25 protein-coding genes and 1 other annotated feature are annotated in these 22,077 nt (G+C 53.5%); of the genes, 8 read left to right on the forward strand and 17 right to left on the reverse strand.

All coding sequences use genetic code 11. The features are described 5' to 3' along the window. Nucleotides 1-114 precede the first annotated feature (114 nt). Together FHW71_RS06440 and FHW71_RS06445 are read left to right on the forward strand one after the other, a co-directional pair. Nucleotides 115-942: a pyruvate, water dikinase regulatory protein gene (locus tag FHW71_RS06440; RefSeq protein ID WP_008102960.1), complete on the forward strand. Its 828-nt coding sequence runs from the start codon at nt 115-117 to the stop codon at nt 940-942. Between the two features lie 232 nt (nt 943-1,174). Next, nucleotides 1,175-2,221, forward strand: coding sequence for a 3-deoxy-7-phosphoheptulonate synthase (locus FHW71_RS06445; protein WP_008102958.1), 1,047 nt, complete (start codon nt 1,175-1,177; stop codon nt 2,219-2,221). Nucleotides 2,222-2,228: 7 nt separating this feature from the next. On the opposite strand, the gene FHW71_RS06450 is transcribed toward FHW71_RS06445, so the two are convergent. From FHW71_RS06450 to FHW71_RS06525, 16 genes are all read right to left on the reverse strand, one after another. Next, nucleotides 2,229-3,668 carry a protein adenylyltransferase SelO gene (locus tag FHW71_RS06450; protein WP_179451130.1) on the reverse strand — a complete coding sequence of 480 codons (1,440 nt, stop codon included), beginning with the start codon at nt 3,666-3,668 and terminating at the stop codon, nt 2,229-2,231. 98 nt (nt 3,669-3,766) lie between these two features. Next, nucleotides 3,767-4,510 carry an EAL domain-containing protein gene (locus FHW71_RS06455; RefSeq protein ID WP_179451132.1) on the reverse strand — a complete coding sequence of 248 codons (744 nt, stop codon included), beginning with the start codon at nt 4,508-4,510 and terminating at the stop codon, nt 3,767-3,769. A gap of 314 nt (nt 4,511-4,824) precedes the next feature. Continuing rightward, nucleotides 4,825-5,283, reverse strand: a complete 459-nt coding sequence (locus tag FHW71_RS06460; RefSeq protein ID WP_008102952.1) for an NlpC/P60 family protein — start codon at nt 5,281-5,283, stop codon at nt 4,825-4,827. Between the two features lie 69 nt (nt 5,284-5,352). Then, nucleotides 5,353-6,099 (reverse strand): vitamin B12 ABC transporter ATP-binding protein BtuD, encoded by a 747-nt coding sequence (btuD, locus tag FHW71_RS06465; protein ID WP_179451134.1) that lies wholly within the window; start codon nt 6,097-6,099, stop codon nt 5,353-5,355. Next, entirely contained in the window at nt 6,100-6,645 is a 546-nt protein-coding gene (locus FHW71_RS06470; RefSeq protein ID WP_008102947.1) for a glutathione peroxidase, read from the reverse strand. Nucleotides 6,646-6,684: 39 nt separating this feature from the next. Beyond that, nucleotides 6,685-7,668, reverse strand: coding sequence for a vitamin B12 ABC transporter permease BtuC (gene btuC / locus FHW71_RS06475; protein ID WP_061716702.1), 984 nt, complete (start codon nt 7,666-7,668; stop codon nt 6,685-6,687). Nucleotides 7,669-7,758: 90 nt separating this feature from the next. Beyond that, nucleotides 7,759-8,133, reverse strand: a complete 375-nt coding sequence (locus FHW71_RS06480) for a DUF2502 domain-containing protein (RefSeq protein WP_179451136.1) — start codon at nt 8,131-8,133, stop codon at nt 7,759-7,761. Nucleotides 8,134-8,323: 190 nt separating this feature from the next. Continuing rightward, the gene (ihfA, locus tag FHW71_RS06485) at nt 8,324-8,626 is read right to left on the reverse strand and encodes an integration host factor subunit alpha (protein WP_007892687.1); all 303 of its coding nucleotides are present in this window, start codon (nt 8,624-8,626) and stop codon (nt 8,324-8,326) included. A 4-nt stretch (nt 8,627-8,630) separates the two neighbouring features. Further along, nucleotides 8,631-11,018, reverse strand: coding sequence for a phenylalanine--tRNA ligase subunit beta (pheT, locus tag FHW71_RS06490; RefSeq protein ID WP_179451138.1), 2,388 nt, complete (start codon nt 11,016-11,018; stop codon nt 8,631-8,633). A gap of 14 nt (nt 11,019-11,032) precedes the next feature. Further along, nucleotides 11,033-12,016 carry a phenylalanine--tRNA ligase subunit alpha gene (gene pheS / locus FHW71_RS06495; protein ID WP_179451140.1) on the reverse strand — a complete coding sequence of 328 codons (984 nt, stop codon included), beginning with the start codon at nt 12,014-12,016 and terminating at the stop codon, nt 11,033-11,035. A 71-nt stretch (nt 12,017-12,087) separates the two neighbouring features. Continuing rightward, nucleotides 12,088-12,213, reverse strand: a sequence feature (Phe leader region). Beyond that, nucleotides 12,164-12,208, reverse strand: coding sequence for a pheST operon leader peptide PheM (pheM, locus tag FHW71_RS06500; protein WP_106120997.1), 45 nt, complete (start codon nt 12,206-12,208; stop codon nt 12,164-12,166). Its footprint overlaps the feature before it by 45 nt. A gap of 116 nt (nt 12,214-12,329) precedes the next feature. Continuing rightward, nucleotides 12,330-12,686, reverse strand: a complete 357-nt coding sequence (gene rplT / locus FHW71_RS06505) for a 50S ribosomal protein L20 (protein ID WP_007892678.1) — start codon at nt 12,684-12,686, stop codon at nt 12,330-12,332. Nucleotides 12,687-12,780: 94 nt separating this feature from the next. Then, entirely contained in the window at nt 12,781-12,978 is a 198-nt protein-coding gene (rpmI, locus tag FHW71_RS06510) for a 50S ribosomal protein L35 (protein ID WP_004157374.1), read from the reverse strand. A gap of 99 nt (nt 12,979-13,077) precedes the next feature. Continuing rightward, complete coding sequence (gene infC, locus FHW71_RS06515; protein ID WP_036647992.1) at nt 13,078-13,629, reverse strand: translation initiation factor IF-3; 552 nt, start codon at nt 13,627-13,629, stop codon at nt 13,078-13,080. Beyond that, on the reverse strand, nt 13,625-15,562 hold the full coding sequence (thrS, locus tag FHW71_RS06520; protein WP_179451142.1) for a threonine--tRNA ligase: 1,938 nt from the start codon (nt 15,560-15,562) through the stop codon (nt 13,625-13,627). The genes infC and thrS overlap by 5 nt, the downstream gene beginning before the upstream one ends. 246 nt (nt 15,563-15,808) lie before the next feature. Continuing rightward, nucleotides 15,809-16,570: a DUF481 domain-containing protein gene (locus tag FHW71_RS06525; RefSeq protein WP_061716706.1), complete on the reverse strand. Its 762-nt coding sequence runs from the start codon at nt 16,568-16,570 to the stop codon at nt 15,809-15,811. A gap of 331 nt (nt 16,571-16,901) precedes the next feature. On the opposite strand from FHW71_RS06525, the gene ghoS reads away from it, so the two are divergent. After that, nucleotides 16,902-17,192, forward strand: a complete 291-nt coding sequence (ghoS, locus tag FHW71_RS06530) for a type V toxin-antitoxin system endoribonuclease antitoxin GhoS (RefSeq protein ID WP_179451144.1) — start codon at nt 16,902-16,904, stop codon at nt 17,190-17,192. A gap of 89 nt (nt 17,193-17,281) precedes the next feature. Further along, on the forward strand, nt 17,282-18,175 hold the full coding sequence (locus FHW71_RS06535; RefSeq protein ID WP_179451148.1) for a fructosamine kinase family protein: 894 nt from the start codon (nt 17,282-17,284) through the stop codon (nt 18,173-18,175). Nucleotides 18,176-18,179: 4 nt separating this feature from the next. On the opposite strand, the gene FHW71_RS06540 is transcribed toward FHW71_RS06535, so the two are convergent. After that, complete coding sequence (locus FHW71_RS06540; RefSeq protein WP_179451150.1) at nt 18,180-18,716, reverse strand: YniB family protein; 537 nt, start codon at nt 18,714-18,716, stop codon at nt 18,180-18,182. Between the two features lie 142 nt (nt 18,717-18,858). Here FHW71_RS06540 and hxpB point away from each other — a divergent pair, with 142 nt between their 5' ends. From hxpB to FHW71_RS06560, 4 genes are all read left to right on the forward strand, one after another. Next, nucleotides 18,859-19,527, forward strand: coding sequence for a hexitol phosphatase HxpB (hxpB, locus tag FHW71_RS06545; protein ID WP_179451153.1), 669 nt, complete (start codon nt 18,859-18,861; stop codon nt 19,525-19,527). A 157-nt stretch (nt 19,528-19,684) separates the two neighbouring features. Further along, nucleotides 19,685-20,521 (forward strand): 5-dehydro-4-deoxy-D-glucuronate isomerase, encoded by an 837-nt coding sequence (kduI, locus tag FHW71_RS06550; protein WP_179451155.1) that lies wholly within the window; start codon nt 19,685-19,687, stop codon nt 20,519-20,521. Between the two features lie 13 nt (nt 20,522-20,534). Next, nucleotides 20,535-21,296, forward strand: coding sequence for a 2-dehydro-3-deoxy-D-gluconate 5-dehydrogenase KduD (gene kduD / locus FHW71_RS06555; RefSeq protein ID WP_179451157.1), 762 nt, complete (start codon nt 20,535-20,537; stop codon nt 21,294-21,296). Nucleotides 21,297-21,436: 140 nt separating this feature from the next. Continuing rightward, on the forward strand, nt 21,437-22,027 hold the full coding sequence (locus FHW71_RS06560) for a metal-dependent hydrolase (protein ID WP_179451159.1): 591 nt from the start codon (nt 21,437-21,439) through the stop codon (nt 22,025-22,027). Nucleotides 22,028-22,077: the final 50 nt, after the last annotated feature.

The raw sequence follows: 22,077 nt of genomic DNA on the forward strand, positions 1-22,077 counted from the left end.
TTCATCTTTGAGAGCGCAATAGCGGAAAATATGGATATTTCATTTTACTATTAATTAAAATGAAATATTGTCATCAATAATTTAGGCATTGATACGCAAGAGGATATTTGCACGATGAACACTGAACGCAGCGTATTCTACATTTCTGATGGCACCGCCATAACCGCCGAAGTACTGGGCCATGCGGTGTTATCTCAGTTCCCGGTAATGGCCCACAGCGTGACGCTGCCGTTTGTTGAGAATGTGCAGCGCGCTCAAGCGGTTAAAGCACAAATCAATGCGCTCTATCAGCAGAGCGGCGTACGCCCGCTGGTGTTCTTCTCCATTGTCACGCCCGATGTACGCGAAATTATTCTTGAGAGCGAAGGCTTTTGTCAGGACATCGTGCAGGCGCTGGTGGCACCGCTGCAGAGCGAGTTGGGCGTGGCGTCAATGCCAGTGGCGCACCGCACACACGGTTTAACCGCCAGCAACCTCGGCAAATATGACGCGCGTATCGCGGCCATCGATTACACCCTTGCGCATGATGACGGCATTTCTTTGCGCGGTTTGGAAGATGCGCAGGTGATTTTGCTCGGCGTGTCTCGCTGCGGGAAAACGCCCACCAGCTTGTATTTAGCGATGCAGTTTGGCGTGCGTGCCGCTAACTATCCGTTTATCGCCGATGATATGGATAACCTGAAACTGCCGCCAGCGCTGCGTGCGCATCAGCACAAGCTGTTTGGTTTGACCATCGATCCTGAACGTCTGGCGGCGATTCGCCAGGAACGCGCGGAAAATACCCGTTACGCCTCGCTGCGCCAATGCCGTCTCGAGGTAGGCGAAGTGGAAGCGTTGTTCCGCACCAATCAGATTCGTTATCTCAACAGCACCAACTATTCGGTGGAGGAGATCGCCACCAAAATCCTCGACATTATGGGCCTGAACCGCAACATGTATTAGGTGTTGCTGGCGGTCGCCATAAATGGCGGCCCTACAAAAACCGCACTACACATCCGTAGGGTCGCCATTTATGGCGACCTGATCTCACTGTAATTCCAATGTAAAGCCACGCTTCCGTCCGATTTGATGACCTTTGTTTTTAGCAGGTTGAATTCGCAGGCTATTAGTTTATTGTGACCACCATCACTTCCCGGTATTTCACCGCTGCGAAGAAACAATTTTTGAGAACCCAATGAACAAGACTGATGAACTGCGTACCGCGCGCATCGGTAGCCTGTTAACTCCGGCTGCGCTCGCGCATGAACACCCTATTTCGGCAGAGATTGCCGCCAACGTCACCGCTTCCCGTCAACGCATCGCGCGCATTCTGACCGGCGAAGATCCGCGTCTTTTAGTGATTATTGGCCCTTGCTCGCTGCACGATCCCAAAGCGGCGATTGAGTATGCAGAACGTCTGAACGTGCTGCGTGAGCGCCATAAAGATCGTCTGGAAATTGTCATGCGCGCCTATTTTGAAAAACCGCGCACCGTGATTGGCTGGAAAGGCCTGATTTCCGATCCGGATCTGGATGGTAGCTATGATGTAAATCGCGGCATCGCCATCGCGCGCAAACTGCTGCTGGATATCAACGCGCTCGGCATGCCAACCGCCACCGAATTCCTAGATATGGTGATCGGCCAGTTTATTGCCGACCTGATCAGCTGGGGCGCGATTGGCGCGCGTACTACCGAAAGCCAGATTCACCGTGAGATGGCATCGGCGCTCTCCTGCCCGGTCGGTTTCAAGAACGGCACCGACGGCAACGTGCAGATCGCCGTCGATGCGATTCGCGCCGCGCGCGCCAGCCACATGTTCCTGTCACCGGATAAAAACGGTCAGATGACCATTTATCAAACCAGCGGCAATCCGCATGGTCACGTGATCCTGCGCGGCGGTCGTCAGCCGAACTATCACGCCGAAGATGTGGCGGCTGCGGCGGCCAATCTGCGCGACTTCAATCTGCCGGAGCAGCTGGTGATCGACTTCAGCCACGGCAACTGCCTGAAGCAACATGGTCGTCAGCGTGATGTTGCCGATGACGTGGCGGCGCAAATCCGTGCCGGATCGCGCGCAGTCGCGGGCGTGATGATCGAGAGCTTCCTACAGGAAGGAAATCAGAAAGTGGTGAGCGGTGAAGCGCTGACCTACGGCCAATCGATCACCGATCCGTGCCTCGGCTGGGAAGACAGCGCCGAGGTGCTGGCAAAACTGGCTGCCGCGGTCGACAGCCGTTTTTAATCCCGACCTAGCTGGAACAACTTACTTCCAGCGTTTTGCCCCACTCTGGTGGCCGTTGGCGCAACTCCGCGCTGACGGCCACATCGCTAAACGGCTGCTGTAACGCGCTGTGCAGCCTGGCTAACGCCGTGGTCTCGCCGTTCTCAACCTCTTCAATCACCTGCTGCGCCAGATAGTTGCGCAACACCAGCGCCGGATTGGCCGCCTTCATCACCGCCTGACGCTGCGCATCGCTGGCGTGATCTTGCAACAAACGCTGGCGATAATCGCTGTACCAGCGATCAAAAGCGTCACGATCGATAAACTCATCCCGCAACGGCGAACGGCTTTCATCTTGCTGCGTATCGCTCAGCAGGCGGAAGGTCAGCGTGTAATCACTGTGTTCCGCCGTCATCATCGCCAGCAAGCCGGTCAGAAGCGTGTTGTCATTGGCATCCGCCGTCAGCAAGCCAAGTTTGGCGCGCATTTTCTCTCCCCAGACGCGCATCAGCTCATTTTCATAGTGGCCGAGCGCCTGTTTAAGCTGCTCGGTGGTCATCAGACCCGACAAGGCATGCGCCAGGCGATTGAGATTCCACAGGCCAATCATCGGCTGATTTTCAAAGGCGTAGCGGCCCTGATAATCACTGTGATTGCAGATGTAATCCGGCTGATAGTCGTCGAGGAAACCGTACGGACCGTAATCCAGCGTTAAGCCCAGAATCGACATGTTATCGGTGTTCATCACGCCGTGCGCAAAGCCCACGCTTTGCCAATGGGCGATCAGGCTGGCGGTGCGTTTAACGATATCGGTGAACCACAGCAGATAACGGTCCGCTTCCTCTTTCAGCTGCGGCCAGTGATGGCGAATAGCGTAATCCGCCAGCTGGCGCACTTTGTCTTGTTCACCGCCGTAATAGAAATGCTCAAAATGGCCGAAACGCAGATGGCTGTCGGCAATGCGCATCAGCATCGCACCGCGTTCCTGGGTTTCGCGCAGCACCGGCTCATCGCCGATGGCGAGCGCCAGCGCGCGCGTGGTGGGTATGCCAAGATGATGCAGCGCTTCGGAAGCGAGGAATTCTCGCACGCTGGAGCGGATCACCGCGCGGCCGTCGCCCATGCGCGAATAAGGGGTTAAACCGGCGCCTTTTAAGTGCCAGTCGAGCTTACGCCCATTCGTCAGCTGCTGTTCACCCAGCAGAATGCCGCGCCCATCGCCCAGTTGTCCCGCCCAGACGCCAAACTGATGGCCGCTGTACACCTGCGCCAGCGGCGACATGCCGGGCAACAGTTCGCGCCCTGACCACACGCCATGCCCGTTGCCGGCGAACAGCGCATCGTCTAAACCCATCTCTTGTGCCAGCGGCGCATTGTGATAAAACAGCCGTCCACCTGCCAACGGCGTTGGGTCCAGCGCGGTGTAGAATCCGGCTAATTCTTGCTGCCAGCTATTGGTAAATTGCATCGACACTCCGGAAGGTGCGCTTAACGAAGGCACCCGCATTGAGTTTTAAGATAACCAGGATTGTAACGCCGACGCGGCGTGGAAGACAGGCGAAAGGATTACTGCTGCGAAGGCGTGTGTAAATTCAGATCGGAATAGATGAGATCGCTAAGACGTTCAGCTTTCACCACCGGGAACAAACTGCCCTGCAGCTGCGCACCACTCAACGTGCTCATCTTTTCCATCATTTGGTTATCGTCAATACCACAAATAATGATCTGCTCCGCAAAATCAGAAAAATTATTGATAACCGTCTGAATAAAAGGCGTAAACGAGGCGCGTTTCGCCAGGTTCTGAATAAAGGCTTTATCCAGTTTTAACACACTAAACAGATTATCGTACACCGCCGTTGCCGGTGCTTTTCCTGCACCAAATTGCGAAAGCGATAAACGAAATTCACTTTGTAATGCGGCGAGCAACGGATGGGATTTACCCAAAGATAATTGCGGAAACGTTTCGCTGATATCCAAAACAATAAAAGGAATTTGTCGGAATTTCCTTAACAGAAATTCGCTGGCTAAAAGTGTATTGGCCATGGAATCATCGATACGTACCAAAGCGGTAATTTGATTAACCTCAAAAAAGTCGCGGTACTTTTCCAGCAATGAAAGCTGGCTCTGCAGCAAACGTAATTGCTGCGCATCGTCCAATTGTGGCAATAGCAAATCCTGCGGCAGCGTAATAGGTGCGCTGTCGTGGACAAATTGCGTCACCAGCTCGACCGCAGTCAGCTGGCCCGCCAGAGAGTAAACTGGATAAAACCAGGTTTCCGACTGATAGTCGGCAGACAAATGGACTTTCATTTTTCAAGCCAGAAGCAATGGCAATTGGCGCATCGTATATCAACGAATACCACCAGGCAATAGGACCAAACGTTTGAAGAGATGCCGTTTTAGGTCTTATTACGCCGATTTAAGCCGCAAATAATACTTAAGCCAAATAAACCGGGGTTAATGTCCATACCAATTAAATAAATTTAGCTTTATTATTAGTATTAAATCGATGGCGGGTAAAGTGCCATTCTAAATGATAGTTAAATATCGGCACGATTCGGAATTAATTCAGGGTGAGATAACCTTTCTTTTTCCGCGTCTTTATTAAGCGATAAAAGCGCTATTTAGATGCGACGCGCCTGCCAAAATACTTTGCGCCAGTAAACGTTATCCAGCGAAGAGCGGATCACCCCCTGGCTGGTCGAGGCGTGAATAAAGGTGTTGTCGGTATCGTAAATACCCACGTGTAAACCGTTTTCTCCGCTGCCGGTTTTGAAGAACACCAGATCGCCAGGCAGCAGATCGCCTTTATCGATACGCGTACCAATGTCGGTTTGGTCAATGGTCGAGCGCGGCAATTGCATCTCGAATTTATCGCGGAAGGTCAGATAGACGAAACCGGAACAGTCCACACCACCGCGGCTTAACCCGCCATAGCGATATGGCGTTCCGCGCCAGCGGCTCAGCTGATCGTTGAGTTGGGCAATCACGGTGATGGAATCAGAAAGGCGACCATTAGGCGGCGGCGCATGATGGCTACAGCCCGCCAGCAACAGTGCCAAAATCAAAATTGTCAGCCGCATCAGCCTTTTCCTCTCTCCCTCGTCCGGCAGTCACTTTAGCGGCAAAGCGCCACGCCACGCAATCCTCTGTCAGGGAATAAACAGCAGCGGGCCTTGTGCAGTATCAATTTGTTCAAACGGGGTTTGGTAAAGCGGTGCTAATTGCGCAGCGGTCAAAACATCGCGGGCGCTGCCCTGACGCACAACCGCGCCTTGATGCATTAGCCACACGCGATCGGCATGGCGCAAGCTGTGGTTGAGGTCGTGCCCGCTGGCAACAATCGCCAGACCGCTGCGACACAGTTCAGCCATCAACTTATCAACTGCGCGTTGCTGCGCCACGTCGAGAGCGCTCATCGGCTCATCCAGCAGCAGCAGCTTGCCGCGAGGATTGATCGCCGGATGAACCTGTAACACCACGGCAGCCAGCCGCACGCGTTGCCATTCGCCACCAGAAAGCTGCGTCAGGCTGCGCGTCAGCTTGTCCTGCAGAGCTAACTGCGCGAAAACATCCAGTAAAACGCGGTCCGTTTCCGCCGTTTGTGCGGAGATATGCATGCGTAAGTAATGCCATACCGGCATTTGTCCCGGCGCCATCTGCTGCTGCGGCAGCCAACCGCGCAGCTGAGACAATGCCGCACCGTTTAACGTGGACAGCGGCGCGCCATCCAGCACAATCCTGCCCTGACTCGGCAACAAACCGGACAGCGCGTTGAGCAAGGTACTTTTGCCAGCGCCGTTTGGCCCCACCAGATGCACTAATTCACCGGCGTTAACGCTAAGTTCAACGGGAGCCAGGCGCCCTATGACGCTGACTCCCTGACCCTGCAATAGCATTTACTCGGCCAGCGCCTGCTCAACACTTTTCAGGATGATAGGATCGTCCGGCGTCATATCCGGTGAGAAGCGCGCAATCACTTTGCCCTGCTTATTAATGAGGAACTTCTCGAAGTTCCACAGGATATCGCCTGGCGCTTTCGGCGCGCGGCCTTTGCTCTCCATGCGCTCAAGGAAACCGCTGCCTTCCGGGCGTTGCGCCACTGGCTGCGCCGCCGTCAGCTGCGCATAGAGCGGATGACGATGCTCGCCGTTGACGTCAGTTTTATCGAACATCGGGAAAGTCACGCCGTAGGTGGTGCTGCAGAAGGTTTTGATCTCTTCGTTGCTGCCCGGCTCTTGCTCGAGGAACTGATTGCACGGGAAGCCCAGCACGCTGAAGTTCTTATCCTGCCAGGCTTTCTGCAGCGATTCTAACTGTTCGTACTGCGCCGTCAGGCCACATTTCGATGCCACGTTCACCACCAGCAGCACCTTGCCTTCATAGGCGGCCAGCGAGGTTTTTTCACCGTCCAGCGTCACCAGTTCTGTTTGATAAATGCTCATAGTCGATTCCTGTTGTTGATAACACGTTGCCAGCCGTAGCTAGCGCGAAGACTTCACTAATAACACGATAAACAGCGGCGCGCCGAGCGTGGCCGTTACCACGCCAATTGGCAGTTCGGCGGAGGTTAACACCAGCCGCGCAATAATATCCGCGCCCAGCAGCACTGCGGCACCGGCTAATGCCGCCGCAGGCAACAAATAACGATGATCGCTGAATCCGCTGAGACGCAACAAATGTGGGATCACCAGACCGACAAAGCCGATTGCCCCTGCCATCGCCACGCTCACGCCCACCAACCAGCCCATCGCCAGCACCAGCAGGTTGCGCCACAGCAGCAGCGGTAATCCGAGCTGACGCGCCGAGGTTTCACCTAGCGCCAGCAAATTCAGGGTGCGCGCGGTAGCGATCAGCAGCAGCGTAACCGGCAGCAGCGCCAGCATCATCCAGCCATAGCGCCAGTCGATGCCGCTAAAGCCGCCCATCATCCAGTACATCAGCTGGCGCAGATCGAGGCTGGTGCTAAAGTACACCGCCCACGTCATGATGGCGCTACAGATAATGCCGAGCGCCACGCCGGTTAACAGTAGTCGGCTCACCGAGAGTTGTTTGTGAGCGAAATGCAGCAGAATCAGCGTGATCAGCAGCGCACCGGCCATTGCCGCCAGCGCTAAACTCCATAACGAACCGTTACCGAGCATTACGCCCAATACCAGACCAATCCCCGCCCCATTCGACACGCCCAGTAAGCCAGGTTCCGCTAACGGATTGTTGAACAGCGCCTGCATCACCACGCCGCACACCGCCAGCGCCGCACCCACCAGCAGCACCGCCAGCGTACGCGGCATGCGCAGTTGCCAAACGAATAGATCGCCTTGCGCCGAAAACCATTGTGTGGGGGAGATCCAGCTATCACCGGCAGACAGGCTAAGCCCAATGAGCAGCAACAACAGCGCACTGAGTGCGATGAGCCAGCGCTGGCTGCGGCGATTTGCCTGAGAAGCAAGCTGATCCAGCAGAGTCATAGATAAGATTGGCTGAGAAAACAGAGATTTGATTGTAGTGGGATTACAGCAAAAAGAAAGCGGCGCTGTGGAGGCGCCGCTGGAGAAGCATTATTGGTGCGGAGGAAGCGGCTGACCGTGGTTATCACGCTTCTGCTGATTATCATGCTGATCGTGATGCTGCGGCTGCGGCTGTCGCTGTGGCTGACGTTTGTCATCCCGATGCGGTCCATTGCCCGGATGCTGCGCCTGCCAGCCGTTACCGTTCCAGTAACCATGCGGACCTTTGGTGCCAATGCGCTGGTTATGGTGCTGTTTCCACCACGTTGGTGCACGCCAGTCGTAGCCATCCCAATAATAGCCACGCTTATCCTGATCGCCGATATGAATCGAAACGCCCGGTGTGTTGATGTTGACGGAAACATTGGCGCTAGCCAGCAGCGGCATGCCTAACAGGATGCTTAATAAAAGTGCTGTTTTTTTCATCAGCGGAACCTCTTGTTATTTGATGGCGCTGTTATAACAAAAGTGTCGACGCTGTCACTATCAGTGAGGACCGATTTTCGCCCTATTTTCCGGATACTTACGAAATCCTTACATCGTGGATAAATCGTGTAAAACGACCAAATTTAAGGCAAAAAAAAGGCCGCTAAGCGGCCTTTTTGTCGTACTGAAATTAGTCAGCATCCTTGGGTGTCGCGTTCTCGACGCGACTTTTCAACTTCTGTCCCGGACGGAATGTCACCACTCGGCGCGCGGTGATAGGAATATCTTCCCCCGTCTTCGGGTTACGGCCCGGACGCTGGTTTTTGTCACGCAGATCAAAATTACCAAATCCGGACAGTTTTACCTGTTCTCCGTTTTCCAACGCGCGGCGAACCTCTTCAAAAAAAAGTTCTACCAACTCTTTGGCATCGCGTTTGCTCAACCCGAGTTTTTCAAACAGGTACTCTGACATTTCAGCTTTTGTAAGCGCCATAGGTTCAATCCCTCAAGGTTGCCTGGAATCGCTCTTTTAATGCCGCAACGCATTTGGCAACGGTCGCGGCAATCTCCTCTTCTTCGAGTGTCCGGCTGGTATCCTGCAAAATCAGGCTAATCGCAAGGCTCTTTTCACCCTCGTTCACGCCCTTACCACGGTACACGTCAAACAAGTTTACGCCAACTACCTGATTTACGCCAACTTTCTTACACTCCGCAATGATATCTGCTGCAGGCACGTTTTCAGCCACGACAACGGCGATATCACGACGGTTTGCCGGGAAGCGGGAAATCTCGCGCGCATCAGGCAGGACGCGGTCTGCGACCTTATTCCAAAGCAGTTCAAACACTAAGGTGCGCCCGTTAAGATCCAGCTTACGTTCCAGCTCTGGATGAACCACCCCGATAAATCCGATTCGTTCGCCGCGTAAATAAATTGCGGCGCTTTGTCCTGGATGCAGCGCCGGATTGGCTTCCGCACGGAAGGAAATCTCATCAAGTTTACCGGTCAAATCCAGCAGCGATTCTAAATCGCCTTTCAAATCATAGAAGTCAACCGTCTGACGCGCCAGATCCCAATGCTCTTCATAGCGATTACCGCTTAAAACGCCGGCCAGCATAAGATCCTGGCGGATACCCAGATCGGCCTGTGTATCAGGAACAAAGCGCAAACCGCTCTCAAACAGGCGTACGCGGCCCTGCTGACGGTTTTGGTTGTACACCACCGCGCCCAGTAAACCGGTCCACAGTGACAAGCGCATGGCCGACATATCGCTGGAGATTGGGCTTGGCAGGATCAGGGCCTCTTCGCCCGGATGCAGCAACTGCTGCATTTTTGGATCGACGAAGCTGTAAGTAATCGCTTCCTGATAGCCTTTATCCACTAACAGATTTTTCGCACGCTTCAGCGACAGGTCGGCTTCGCGATGCTGGGTCATGATCAGGCTGGCTTTCACTGGCACATCAGGGATGTTGTTGTAGCCGTAAACGCGCGCTACTTCTTCGACCAGATCTTCTTCGATGGCCATATCGAAACGCCAGCTTGGCGCAACGGCTTGCCACTCGCCTGCACCGACCGTCACTTCACAGCCGAGACGCGTCAGGATGTCAGTAACCTGTTCGTCAGCAATCACGTGACCAATCAGGCGATCAAGCTTTTCACGGCGCAGCGTGATGGTGGCGCGTGGCGGCAGCGCGCTTGCGTCAGTTTGATCGATGACCGGGCCCGCTTCGCCGCCACAGATGTCGAGCAGCAGCTGCGTCGCGCGTTCAATCGCTTTGTGCTGCAGAGCCGGATCGACGCCACGCTCATAACGATGTGATGCGTCGGTATGCAGGCCTTGACGGCGTGCGCGGCCGGTAATCGCCAGCGGATCAAAGTAGGCGCATTCGAACAGCACGTTCTGCGTTTCTTCATTCACACCTGAATGCTCGCCACCAAAGATGCCGCCCATCGCCAGCGCTTTGTGGTGATCGGCGATCACCAGCGTGTCGCTGCTGAGTTTAGCTTCGGTCCCATCCAGCAACGTCAGGGCTTCGCCCTCTTCTGCCATACGCACCACGATGCCGCCGTCGATGCGGTCGAGATCAAAGGCGTGCATCGGCTGGCCAAGCTCCAGCAGCACAAAGTTGGTGATATCAACCACCGGATCGATTGAACGAATACCGCAACGACGCAGCTTTTCACGCATCCACAATGGCGTAGCGGCTTTTACGTTAACACCTTTCACCACGCGGCCAAGGTAGCGCGGGCACGCGGCGGTAGCATCGACGCGAATCGGGAAAGTATCGGTGATGGTGGCTTTTACCGGCTCAATGGCAGGCGCCGTCAGCGGCAAACCGTTCAGTACCGCTACATCACGCGCAACCCCGATGATGCCCAGGCAATCGGCGCGGTTTGGCGTAACGCTGATTTCGATGGTGTTGTCATCCAACTGCAGATAGCTGCGGATGTCGGTACCAATTGGCGCATCGGCTGGAAGCTCGATAATGCCGCTGTGATCGTCGGAAATACCGAGCTCGGAGAAGGAGCACAGCATGCCTTCAGAGGGTTCGCCACGCAGTTTTGCCGCTTTGATTTTGAAATCGCCCGGCAGCACAGCGCCAACGGTCGCCACTGCCACTTTCAGGCCCTGACGGCAGTTTGGCGCGCCGCAGACGATATCCAACAGGCGATCGCTACCGACGTTAATTTTAGTGACGCGCAGTTTGTCGGCGTTTGGATGCTGGCCGCACTCAACCACTTCACCCACCACAACACCGTTGAAAGCGCCGGCAACCGGATCCACGCCGTCCACTTCAAGGCCGGCCATGGTGATTTGCTCAGACAGCGCGGCGCTGTCCAGGGCTGGATTTACCCATTCGCGTAACCAGAGTTCACTGAATTTCATTGGATAACCTGCCCTTATTTAAATTGTTTGAGGAAACGTAAATCATTTTCGAAAAAGGCGCGCAGATCGGTCACACCGTAGCGCAGCATGGTGAGACGCTCCATGCCCATGCCAAACGCAAAGCCCGAATAAATTTCCGGATCGATGCCAACATTGCGCAACACGTTCGGGTGCACCATGCCGCAACCCAGCACTTCCAGCCATTTGCCGTTTTTACCCATCACATCCACTTCTGCGGACGGTTCGGTGAACGGGAAGTAAGAAGGACGGAAGCGAATTTGCAGATTCTCTTCGAAGAAATTGTTCAGGAAATCGTGCAGTGTGCCTTTCAGGTTGGTGAAGCTGATGTCCTTATCGACAATCAAACCTTCCATCTGATGGAACATCGGCGTGTGCGTCTGATCGTAGTCGTTACGATAAACACGGCCTGGCGCGATGATGCGGATCGGTGGCTGCTGGTTTTTCATGGTGCGAATCTGCACGCCTGAGGTTTGGGTGCGCAGCAAACGCGTGGCATCGAACCAGAAGGTATCGTGATCGGCACGCGCCGGGTGATGGCCGGGAATGTTTAGCGCATCAAAGTTGTGATAATCGTCTTCAATTTCCGGACCTGTCACTACCGCGAAACCCAGTTCGCCGAAGAAGGTTTCGATACGGTCGATCGTGCGGGTCACCGGATGTAAGCCGCCATTCTCAACGCGACGGCCAGGCAGCGACACGTCGATGGTTTCTGCAGCCAGACGCGTATTCAGCTCGGCGCTTTCCAGCGTATCTTTGCGCGCGGTAAGGTGATCCTGCACTTGCTGTTTGGCATCGTTGATGACCGCACCCGCTGCCGGACGCTCTTCTGCTGGCAGTTCACGCAGGGTGGTCATTTGCAGCGTCAGATGCCCTTTCTTACCCAGAAATTCGACGCGCACGGCGTCCAGAGCAGCGATATCCGCCGCCTCGTCGATGGCGGCCGTGGCACGAGCCACCAGGTCTGCGAGTTGGGACATGATTTCCTCTTCTTCCAGCCGGGCTGGTCAGTTCTCGTTGGGATCAGCTGATCCGATTAAGTGTCGCCAGAAACAAAAAAGCCTCCACGAGGGAGGCTTTTAGCGCGATTTTTCGTTTCTTTTCTTATGCGCAAAAGCCCCTGATGTTCAGGCGCTAAAGTAAAAAAAGAAACGGAAAATAGCAGCATTCATGCTTGCGTTACCTTGTCATATTTAGAAACCGCACTATTGAAATGCGCAGCGGCCAAAATGTCAATCTTTTGCGTGAGTTGCGGGTAATAAAAAAGGGAGCAAGCTCCCTTTTTCAACTGACTTACGCCAGAGCTGATTTTGCTTTTTCAACAAGTGCAGTAAATGTCACTTTGTCGAATACAGCGATGTCAGCCAGAATCTTACGGTCGATTTCAATAGAGGCTTTTTTCAGGCCATTGATGAAACGGCTGTAAGAGATACCGTTCTGACGAGCCGCAGCGTTGATACGCGCGATCCACAGTTGACGGAACTGACGCTTACGTTGACGACGGTCACGGTAAGCATACTGACCAGCTTTGATAACAGCCTGGAAGGCAACGCGGTATACACGTGAACGTGCACCGTAGTAGCCTTTAGCTTGTTTTAAGATTTTCTTGTGACGTGCGCGAGCAATTACACCACGTTTAACGCGAGCCATGTGAGCTCTCCTATATCATATTCTGTGACGCCCTATTCCTTGCAAGCCAAAGGCCAGTACGCAAAGTTTTCGGGCAAATTTATAAAAAACTTACTTATGCGTACGGCAGGCAGGCAATAACCAGACCCAGATCGCCTTTAGACACCATGCCTTTCGGACGCAGGTGACGTTTACGCTTAGTAGACTTTTTAGTCAGAATATGACGCAGGTTCGCGTGCTTACGCTTGAAGCCGCCAGAAGCGGTCTTCTTGAAGCGCTTAGCGGCGCCACGTACAGTTTTAATCTTTGGCATTTTTACAAATATCCACTTCGCATTGTTAATAAAATGAATCAGACAGGCGAATAAAAATCCGCACAACGCAAGCGCTGCGCGGCTTTATTACTTGAAGGCCTACTGTTTCTTCTTAGGAGCGAGCACCATGATCATCTGACGACCTTCGATCTTCGAAGGGAAGGATTCGACAATCGCCAGATCCATGTCTTCACACAGATCTTTACGGACGCGGTTAAGCACTTCCATACCGATCTGCTGGTGCGCCATCTCACGACCGCGGAAACGCAGCGTAATTTTGGCTTTATCGCCCTCTTCCAGAAAGCGAATCAGGTTGCGTAGTTTGACCTGATAGTCGCCATCATCGGTACCAGGACGGAATTTGATTTCCTTAACCTGGATAACTTTCTGCTTCTTCTTCTGTTCCTTAGAAGACTTGCTTTTTTCATAAAGGAACTTGCCGTAATCCATGATACGGCAAACCGGCGGTTCGGCGTTCGGGCTGATTTCAACTAAATCTACGCCGGCTTCTTCAGCTTTCTCAATGGCTTCACGCAGGGTGACAATGCCAAGTTGCTCGCCGTCTACGCCAGATAAGCGCACTTCGGTAGCACGGATTTCGCCGTTGATACGGTTCGGACGTGTTGGTTGTACTCGTTTTCCGCCTTTAATAACCTGTTTCCTCTAATTGGTGAAGATGTCGGCTGCGAATCTCTTGTTGCAGCTTCTCAACAAACACATCTACGTCCATGCTCCCAAGGTCTTTACCACGGCGGGTGCGCACGGCAACTTTGCCTGCTTCCACCTCTTTGTCACCGCAAACCAGCATATAAGGGACGCGACGTAATGTGTGCTCGCGGATTTTAAAGCCTATCTTCTCGTTTCTCAAGTCCGCTTTGACACGAATACCTGCATTCTGCAGTTTCTTTGTCAATTCGCTGACGTATTCTGACTGACTGTCGGTGATATTCATCACCACAGCTTGCACTGGTGCCAGCCAACTCGGGAAGAATCCAGCGAACTCTTCGGTCAGGATGCCGATAAAGCGCTCCATTGAACCGAGAATTGCGCGGTGAATCATCACCGGTGTCTGACGATCGTTGTTTTCACCGACAAAAGTCGCGTCCAGACGTTTCGGCAGGGAGAAGTCTAGCTGAACGGTACCACACTGCCAGGCGCGGTCGAGACAATCGTACAGGGTAAACTCAATTTTAGGGCCGTAGAAGGCACCTTCTCCCGGCTGATATTCGAATGGAATGTCATTCTCTTTCAGCGCTTCTGCCAAATCCACTTCCGCACGATCCCACATTTCGTCGGTACCGATACGTTTTTCCGGACGGGTCGACAGTTTCACCACGATTTTTTCAAAACCGAAGGTGCTGTACATGTCGTAGACCATGCGGATACAGCTGTTCACTTCATCACGTACCTGATCTTCGGTACAGAAGACGTGAGCATCATCCTGGGTAAAGCCGCGTACGCGCATCAGACCATGCAAGGCACCTGATGGCTCGTTACGATGGCAGCTACCAAATTCCGCCATACGCAGCGGCAGGTCGCGGTAGGATTTCAGACCCTGATTAAAGATCTGAACGTGGCCTGGGCAGTTCATCGGCTTGATGCAATATTCACGGTTCTCTGAAGAGGTGGTGAACATTGCTTCTTTATAGTTCTCCCAGTGCCCGGTTTTTTCCCACAGCACGCGGTCCATCATGAACGGACCTTTCACTTCCTGGTAGTCGTACTCTTTCAGCTTGGTACGCACAAACACTTCCAGTTCGCGGAAGATGGTCCAGCCGTCATTGTGCCAGAACACCATGCCCGGAGCTTCTTCCTGCATGTGGTAGAGATCAAGCTGCTTACCGATTTTACGGTGATCGCGCTTCGCCGCTTCTTCCAGACGCTGCAAATAAGCAGCCAGCTGCTTTTTATCCGCCCAGGCCGTACCGTAAATACGCTGCAGCATTTTGTTATCGCTGTTGCCGCGCCAGTAAGCCCCGGAGATTTTCTGCAGTTTAAAGTGATGGCAGAAACGCATGTTCGGCACGTGCGGACCGCGGCACATGTCGATGTATTCTTCATGGTGATACAAGCCAGGACGATCGTTGTGGCTGATGTTCTCGTCAAGAATGGTGGTTTTGTAGCTTTCGCCACGCTCAGCAAACACGTCACGTGCTTCCTGCCAGCTCACCTTTTTCTTCACCACATCGTAGTTGCTTTCAGCCAACTGGTGCATACGCTTTTCCAGCAGCTCAAGATCTTCCTGGGTTAAGGTATGTTCCAGGTCGACGTCATAATAGAAACCGTTATCAATCACCGGGCCGATAGCCATCTTGGTGTTTGGCCACAGCTGCTTAATCGCATGCCCTAACAGGTGCGCGCAAGAGTGACGAATGATTTCTAAACCGGCGTCGTCTTTAGCGGTAATAATCGCGACCTGAGCGTCTTCGGTGATCGGATCAACCGCATCAACCAACTCGCCATTCACGCGACCCGCGATACAGGCTTTCGCCAAACCCGGTCCAATATCCAACGCAATATCCATCACGCTGACCGGACGGTCAAAGCTGCGCTGGCTGCCATCAGGAAGAGTAATTACTGGCATTTCATATCCTTAATTGCAGTGGTAAGCCACACGAAAGCCTACATGCAAAAATGAGTTTTGTAGTGTGTAACCCGGCGTGATGTCAGACCCACGTTGTCGGAATGACGCCAGGAATGTAAAGCGGCGATGATAATAGCAGCTTTCGCCGCCGATCAAAACCCGTGCGGAAATTCGCTAAGCTAAAGAGAAATAAAAAAAACCGCTGCGAGGCGCAGGCCTGGCAGCGGTGATTCACATCCGTCTCGCTTACATTGAGTATGAGAGCTGGATCGTGGTTTTGGTATCGGTACGATCCGGCGCAGATTCTGGCGGATTGTTGTTCCAGGTCACGTTGTAGCCCAACTTCAGCGCGAAGTGCGCATTGATGGCCACCTGCAGCGCAGTTTCTGAGTTCAGCGTGGTGTCTTCACCGAAGCTGCTCAGCACAGAAACACCCTGGATAAATTTGGTGGTATCTGTCAGCTGCCATTGATAGCTCACTGCACCATAACCCAATGCTTTGGTTTCATGGCCGCCATCATGGAAATCGTCGTAACGCACACCCGGACCGAATTCAGCACGCAGTGAGTGAACCGGACCGTTGAGGAGCTGACGACCGTAACCGGCGGTCAGTACATCGCGTGAGTCATAACCGTTGAAACGGTCGCTCAACCAGCTCGCCTGACCAAACAGGTAATCGGCGCTGTTGAGGTTATAACGGCTACGGCCACCGATGTTGTAGGTCTCAGATGAACGCTCATCGTTAGAGGAGTTGTTCGAGGCGTTACCCCACAGGCTCAGTGCGGTGTTGGTTTGGTACCACGTCATATTGGTAGCCGCACTCAGCGAAGAACTGGTGGTGTTACCGGTTTGAGCCAGGTAACCCGCTGACGCACTGCCTTCAAACGGTTTTTTCGCCGTTGAAGGGTCATCCATGGAGGTGAAAACGGCGTTATCTGCAAATGCCTGGTGACAAAATGCTCCAGCAGAGAGCAATAAAACAGCGGACAGCTTGTTAAAGGCTTTCATTAAAAGTAACCCGTACGACAGTTTAAAAAACGAAGAGTCTGAAGCGTTTCTCCGGTCAATCAATGCAATTTACCGTAAGTTTTGTAAAAAATTATGTACCCGCAAAAAAAGCCAGGAAAGTCGCTGGACCGCTCTTTTAATGGGACTTTTCCCATTTTCGTTGCGCATTATAGGGGGCAATTACTCAAATAGCAGCCCAAAAGCCAGAAGAATTTTCTGAACTTTTTTGACAGAGCTTTACCTGCCATTCCTGCTGATCAATCGCCTAAAATTCGCTCTATCCTGCCCGCTGGTCTACGCTGAAATCTGTTCGATAACAATGAGGTGAATAATGAGTGACCATGATGTCAAACGTTACATTGTCACGCTAAAGTATCAGGAAAATGGACTTGGCGACTTGCAGTCAGTGAATAGCGCCATGATCAATGGCGGATATAGCACCACGTTAAGTGATGATGAAGGTCATCCGCATGAGCTGGGCACTAACAGCTTTGGCATTGTCAGCGCTTTAGAGGAACATGAAGTGGCGGAGCAGGCCGCAGGATACGCGCAAATCGCTCTCGACCAAAAACCTGAAGTCACCGTCACCACGCTAGAGGCATTTTTGAAAGACCAATCCTGACGCAGTGCAAAAAACGGCATCGACGCCAGGTTTGCTCAGGTTTTGCGCGTTACAATCGAACTCACGCAGCGAACAAAGAGGATTACCCGATGTGGTCAGCCATTAGTCGTCTGTTAAGCGAGCACGCCGGTGATGCTGAAATCACCGACCGTCAGGAACTTCCCGGTGGCGATGTCCATCCTGCCTGGCGTATCCGCTATGGCGAGTTAGATGTGTTCGTCAAATGTAACACCCGCGACATGCTCACCTTGTTTAGCTGGGAAGCCGATCAACTCGACCTGCTGGCGCGCACGCAAACCGTTCGCGTACCGAAAGTGTATGGCGTCGGCAACGATCGTGATACCAGCTTCCTACTGCTGGAATATATTCCGCCTCAACCCTTTACCGATCAGAGTGCCTTCCAGCTCGGCCAACAGTTAGCGCATCTGCACCAATGGAGCGAGCAACCGCAATTTGGTCTTGATTACGACAACAACATCACCACCTCACCTCAGCCGAACAGCTGGTTACGCCGCTGGTCGGTGTTCTTCGCTGAGCAGCGCATCGGCTGGCAGCTGCAACTGGCTGCCGAAAAAGGCGTGCATTATGGCGATACCGAGCTGATTGTCGATTGTGTGCAGCGCACGTTAGCCAACCATCATCCGCAACCCTCTTTATTACACGGCGATTTATGGCCCGCCAACTGCGCTGGCAGCGCAACCGGTCCGTGGCTGTTCGATCCCGCCTGCTATTGGGGCGACCGCGAATGCGATCTGGCGATGCTGAGCTACTACGCCGATTTACCGCGCCAGATTTATGATGGCTACCACGCGGTTTGGCCACTGGAGGACGGATTCTCACAGCGTCAGCCGGTCTATCAGCTTTATTACCTGCTCAATCGCGCCAATGTGTTCGGCGGCAACTGGACGGGCGAAGCGCAGTTCGCCATCGGCCAGTTGTTGGATGAAGATGTGTTGGGAGAACGTCAGGCCAGACCGGCCTGACGCGTTACAGCATGCCGAGTAGCTTCAGCACAAAGTAGCCGGCAATCGCGATGATAATCGGCAAAATGTAGAGCGGAAAAATCTGCAAGAAAATGGTGTGACGCGGCATATGGATTTTCTCTTCCAGCTGCGTTCGCGTACGCCCTTCACTGCCTTTCGCCTGTTCCATGATCAGCTGATCTTCAATGCCCTCTTTAATATGGCGCGACTGACGCCACATCCGCGCCCCCGAAGCCTGCAGCGCAATCCCGACAAAAATCAGGATATAGATCAGCCAAAAGCCGATATTCGCGCCGCCATTAAACTCCGGCACCGGCGAGTTCTGCCAAAACACATTAAGGAACGGCGTATTGAACTTCACCATGTCGACCATAACATGGACAAAATCGAGCATCACGGCATCAATGCCTGGCTGCTTTTCACTGTGCTTAAACATAAAGCCCAGCAGCGAAATAAGGGTGGATAACAGTGCTGGTATAAAAATCACCCAGCCAGCCACTCGCTTAAGGATGGCGATGCGGCCAGCCTGTTGGTAAGTCATGGTGTCTCCCTGAACCGATAATAGTTTTGCCTAAGTCTACCTGCACTACTGCAATTTTTCCTGAAAAATGCGTGGCCTGCCGCAAGTCGGCTTTCTCCGGCACTCGTGCTAAGGTAAGCCAAATTTCCAAGGGAGCAGTTGTATGTCATATCGTCGTCCTGTTTTGGCCGCCATCTTTGATATGGACGGATTGTTGATCGACTCAGAACCGCTGTGGGATCAGGCGGAATTGGATATCTTCGCCAGCCTTGGCGTCGACATCACCCGCCGTCACGAATTGCCCGATACGCTGGGTCTGCGCATCGATCAAACCGTGCGCATGTGGTTTGAAGCGCTGCCGTGGAACGGCCCGGATCAGCAGGAAGTGACCCAACGCATCATTGCCCGCGCGCTGGCGCTGGTTGAAGAGACGCGTCCGCTGCTGCCTGGCGTGGAGCAGGCACTGCAACTGTGCCAGCAGCAAGGTTTGAAAATCGGCCTCGCCTCCGCCTCGCCGCTGCACATGCTGGAGCGCGTGCTGGAGATGTTTGACCTGCGCAAATACTTTGATGTGCTGGCGTCTGCGGAAGCGCTGCCGTACAGCAAACCGCACCCGCAGGTCTATCTCGACGCCGCAGCCAAACTGGGTATCGACCCACTGAACTGTGTGACGCTGGAAGATTCCTTCAACGGCATGATTGCCACCAAAGCCGCACGCATGCGCTCGATCGTGGTGCCAGCAGCCGATCATCGCGATGATGCGCGTTGGGCGTTAGCCAATGTGATTCTTGATAATTTAACTCAGCTCAAACCCGAACATCTGCACGGTTAACCGCAGCCCGCTTATCGCGGGCTTTTTTGTGCAATTTGATCGCACACGCAAATAAATAAAACATCGTTTCATTTTTATTGAATTCATATCCCATCCTGCCTAAGATGCCCAAAGACCCGCATCGGGACCACTTCCTTTGACTCTTGAGAGGCCTGAGATGGACATTCGTCAAAGCATTCATAGCGAACATGCCAAAACGCTGGACACTGACGGCCTACGCCGTGAGTTTCTGATCGACAAGATTTTCGACGCCGACAATTACACCCTCACTTACAGCCATATCGATCGCATCATCATCGGCGGCGTAATGCCGGTGCAGAAATCCGTGACCATCGGCCATGAAGTGGGTAAACAACTGGGCGTCAGTTACTTCCTCGAACGCCGCGAGCTCGGCGTAATCAACATCGGTGGACCGGGATTGATTGAAGTGGATGGCAAAACCTGGGAAGTAGGTAATCAGGAAGCGTTGTATGTCGGACAAGGCGCGCAGAGCGTGATTTTCCGCAGTAGCGATGCCAATCATCCGGCGAAGTTTTACTACAACAGCGCGCCGGCACACACTCATTATCCGGACAAAAAAATCACCCTCGCCGAAGCGGTGAAAGCCACGCTGGGCGACGCGGCCACCTCGAATCGCCGCACCATCAATAAATTCATCGTGCCCGACGTGTTACCAACCTGCCAATTAACCATGGGATTAACCCGCCTCGATGATGGCAACTTGTGGAACACCATGCCGTGTCACACCCACGAACGCCGCATGGAAGTCTACTTCTACTTCGATATGGCCGACGACAGCGCCGTGTTCCACATGATGGGCCAGCCGCAGGAGACGCGTCATCTATTAGTACACAACGAGCAGGCGGTGATTTCACCGAGCTGGTCGATTCACGCGGGCGTGGGAACGCAGCGCTACACCTTTATCTGGGGCATGGTGGGCGAAAACCAGGTTTTCGATGACATGGACCACGTCGCCATCAGCGCGCTGCGCTAACAAGGAGCGAATCATGATACTTAACGCATTTAGTCTTGAAGGCAAAGTCGCACTGGTCACCGGTTGCAATACCGGTTTAGGACAAGGCATGGCGCTGGGTTTGGCGCAGGCAGGTTGTGACGTTATTGGCGTCAATCGCGCTGGGCCAGATGATACGCAGGCCAAAGTTGAGGCGTTAGGCCGCCGCTTTTGGTCGATTCAGGCCGATCTGACCAAACCCTCCATCGTGCCGCACATTGTTGAACAGGCGGTGGCGCATGCCGGCCGCATCGACATTCTGGTAAATAATGCTGGCATCATTCGTCGCGAGGATGCACTCAACTTCAGCGAACAGGATTGGGATGATGTGATGAACATCAACAGCAAAAGCCTGTTCTTCCTGTCGCAGCAGGTCGCGCGTCAGTTTATCGCGCAAGGCAACGGCGGCAAGATCATCAATATCGCCTCAATGCTGTCGTTCCAGGGCGGCATTCGCGTGCCTTCTTATACCGCATCTAAAAGCGCGGTGATGGGATTAACCCGCCTGATGGCCAACGAATGGGCCAAGCACGGCATCAACGTTAACGCCATTGCGCCAGGATACATGGCCACCAATAACACCGAACAGCTGCGCAGCGATGAGTCACGCAACGAGGAAATTTTGGGCCGCATTCCATCAGGTCGCTGGGGCGTCCCGGACGACATGATGGGCCCGATTGTCTTCCTCGCCTCCAGCGCCTCCGATTATGTGCAAGGTTATACATTGGCCGTCGATGGTGGATGGTTAGCGCGCTAAGCTAACCCGTTCTTTTCCCGCGTCATTGTGACGCGGGAAAGTGAAAAATATTAACGCTTCGTTACAGCGTCACCATTCTCATTCACTGGATAAATCCCTATACTGGATGCATCGACAGTTTTATGCAGCCAGGTTTCATCATGACGGCCGAAGGCCATATCATTTTTGCCATTGCCAGCGCCATTTTTGCCAAGCGCGCGGAGCTGACGCCAGTCCTGGCCAGCGCCGATTGGTGGCATTTAGTGCCTGCTGCGCTGTTAACCTGCCTGCTGCCCGATATCGATCACCCTAAATCCGTGTTAGGCCAGCGATTAAAGTGGCTGTCGCATCCCATCGCTCGCGCCTTTGGTCATCGCGGTTTTACCCACAGTTTGCTGGCGGTAGCGGTGAGTTTGTGGCTATTCCAAATCAATGTGCCCGCCGACTGGTTTCTGCCCGCCGATGTGCTGCAAGGTATGACGCTCGGCTATCTCAGCCATATTGTCGCCGATATGCTAACGCCCGCTGGCGTGCCATTGCTGTGGCCTTGCCGCTGGCGCTTCCGTTTGCCAATCCTCAATAGCCAGAAAGGTAATCAGCTGGAGCGGGCACTTTGCCTGGCGCTGGTCGGTTATGCATTGTGGTTCCCGCCCGGCATGCCCTCTTTTGGTGCCAACGGCTGGCCGGAACAACTGTTCAATACGCTCCAAAATGGCGTCGGTCGGTTGGTTAATGGTCAAGGCGGTCAATAACCAGTCGAATCAAGCGATAAAGTTATAAAACATTCTTTTTGGGTATAAGC

Source organism: Enterobacter sp. Sphag1F (assembly GCF_014193275.1).
Taxonomy (GTDB): Bacteria; Pseudomonadota; Gammaproteobacteria; order Enterobacterales; family Enterobacteriaceae; genus Pantoea; species Pantoea symbiotica.

Coding starts and splice junctions, on each gene's coding strand:
- rpmI (WP_004157374.1), bottom strand. CDS start 12,978: ATGCCAAAGATTAAAACTGTACGTGGCGCCGCTAAGCGCTTCAAGAAG.
- kduD (WP_179451157.1), top strand. CDS start 20,535: ATGATACTTAACGCATTTAGTCTTGAAGGCAAAGTCGCACTGGTCACC.
- rplT (WP_007892678.1), bottom strand. CDS start 12,686: ATGGCTCGCGTTAAACGTGGTGTAATTGCTCGCGCACGTCACAAGAAA.
- ihfA (WP_007892687.1), bottom strand. CDS start 8,626: ATGGCGCTTACAAAAGCTGAAATGTCAGAGTACCTGTTTGAAAAACTC.
- FHW71_RS06445 (WP_008102958.1), top strand. CDS start 1,175: ATGAACAAGACTGATGAACTGCGTACCGCGCGCATCGGTAGCCTGTTA.
- ghoS (WP_179451144.1), top strand. CDS start 16,902: ATGAGTGACCATGATGTCAAACGTTACATTGTCACGCTAAAGTATCAG.
- FHW71_RS06540 (WP_179451150.1), bottom strand. CDS start 18,716: ATGACTTACCAACAGGCTGGCCGCATCGCCATCCTTAAGCGAGTGGCT.
- FHW71_RS06440 (WP_008102960.1), top strand. CDS start 115: ATGAACACTGAACGCAGCGTATTCTACATTTCTGATGGCACCGCCATA.
- pheT (WP_179451138.1), bottom strand. CDS start 11,018: ATGAAATTCAGTGAACTCTGGTTACGCGAATGGGTAAATCCAGCCCTG.
- FHW71_RS06525 (WP_061716706.1), bottom strand. CDS start 16,570: ATGAAAGCCTTTAACAAGCTGTCCGCTGTTTTATTGCTCTCTGCTGGA.
- FHW71_RS06450 (WP_179451130.1), bottom strand. CDS start 3,668: ATGCAATTTACCAATAGCTGGCAGCAAGAATTAGCCGGATTCTACACC.
- btuC (WP_061716702.1), bottom strand. CDS start 7,668: ATGACTCTGCTGGATCAGCTTGCTTCTCAGGCAAATCGCCGCAGCCAG.
- FHW71_RS06480 (WP_179451136.1), bottom strand. CDS start 8,133: ATGAAAAAAACAGCACTTTTATTAAGCATCCTGTTAGGCATGCCGCTG.
- thrS (WP_179451142.1), bottom strand. CDS start 15,562: ATGCCAGTAATTACTCTTCCTGATGGCAGCCAGCGCAGCTTTGACCGT.
- pheS (WP_179451140.1), bottom strand. CDS start 12,016: ATGTCCCAACTCGCAGACCTGGTGGCTCGTGCCACGGCCGCCATCGAC.
- btuD (WP_179451134.1), bottom strand. CDS start 6,099: ATGCTATTGCAGGGTCAGGGAGTCAGCGTCATAGGGCGCCTGGCTCCC.
- hxpB (WP_179451153.1), top strand. CDS start 18,859: ATGTCATATCGTCGTCCTGTTTTGGCCGCCATCTTTGATATGGACGGA.
- FHW71_RS06460 (WP_008102952.1), bottom strand. CDS start 5,283: ATGCGGCTGACAATTTTGATTTTGGCACTGTTGCTGGCGGGCTGTAGC.
- FHW71_RS06535 (WP_179451148.1), top strand. CDS start 17,282: ATGTGGTCAGCCATTAGTCGTCTGTTAAGCGAGCACGCCGGTGATGCT.
- FHW71_RS06470 (WP_008102947.1), bottom strand. CDS start 6,645: ATGAGCATTTATCAAACAGAACTGGTGACGCTGGACGGTGAAAAAACC.
- FHW71_RS06455 (WP_179451132.1), bottom strand. CDS start 4,510: ATGAAAGTCCATTTGTCTGCCGACTATCAGTCGGAAACCTGGTTTTAT.
- kduI (WP_179451155.1), top strand. CDS start 19,685: ATGGACATTCGTCAAAGCATTCATAGCGAACATGCCAAAACGCTGGAC.
- FHW71_RS06560 (WP_179451159.1), top strand. CDS start 21,437: ATGACGGCCGAAGGCCATATCATTTTTGCCATTGCCAGCGCCATTTTT.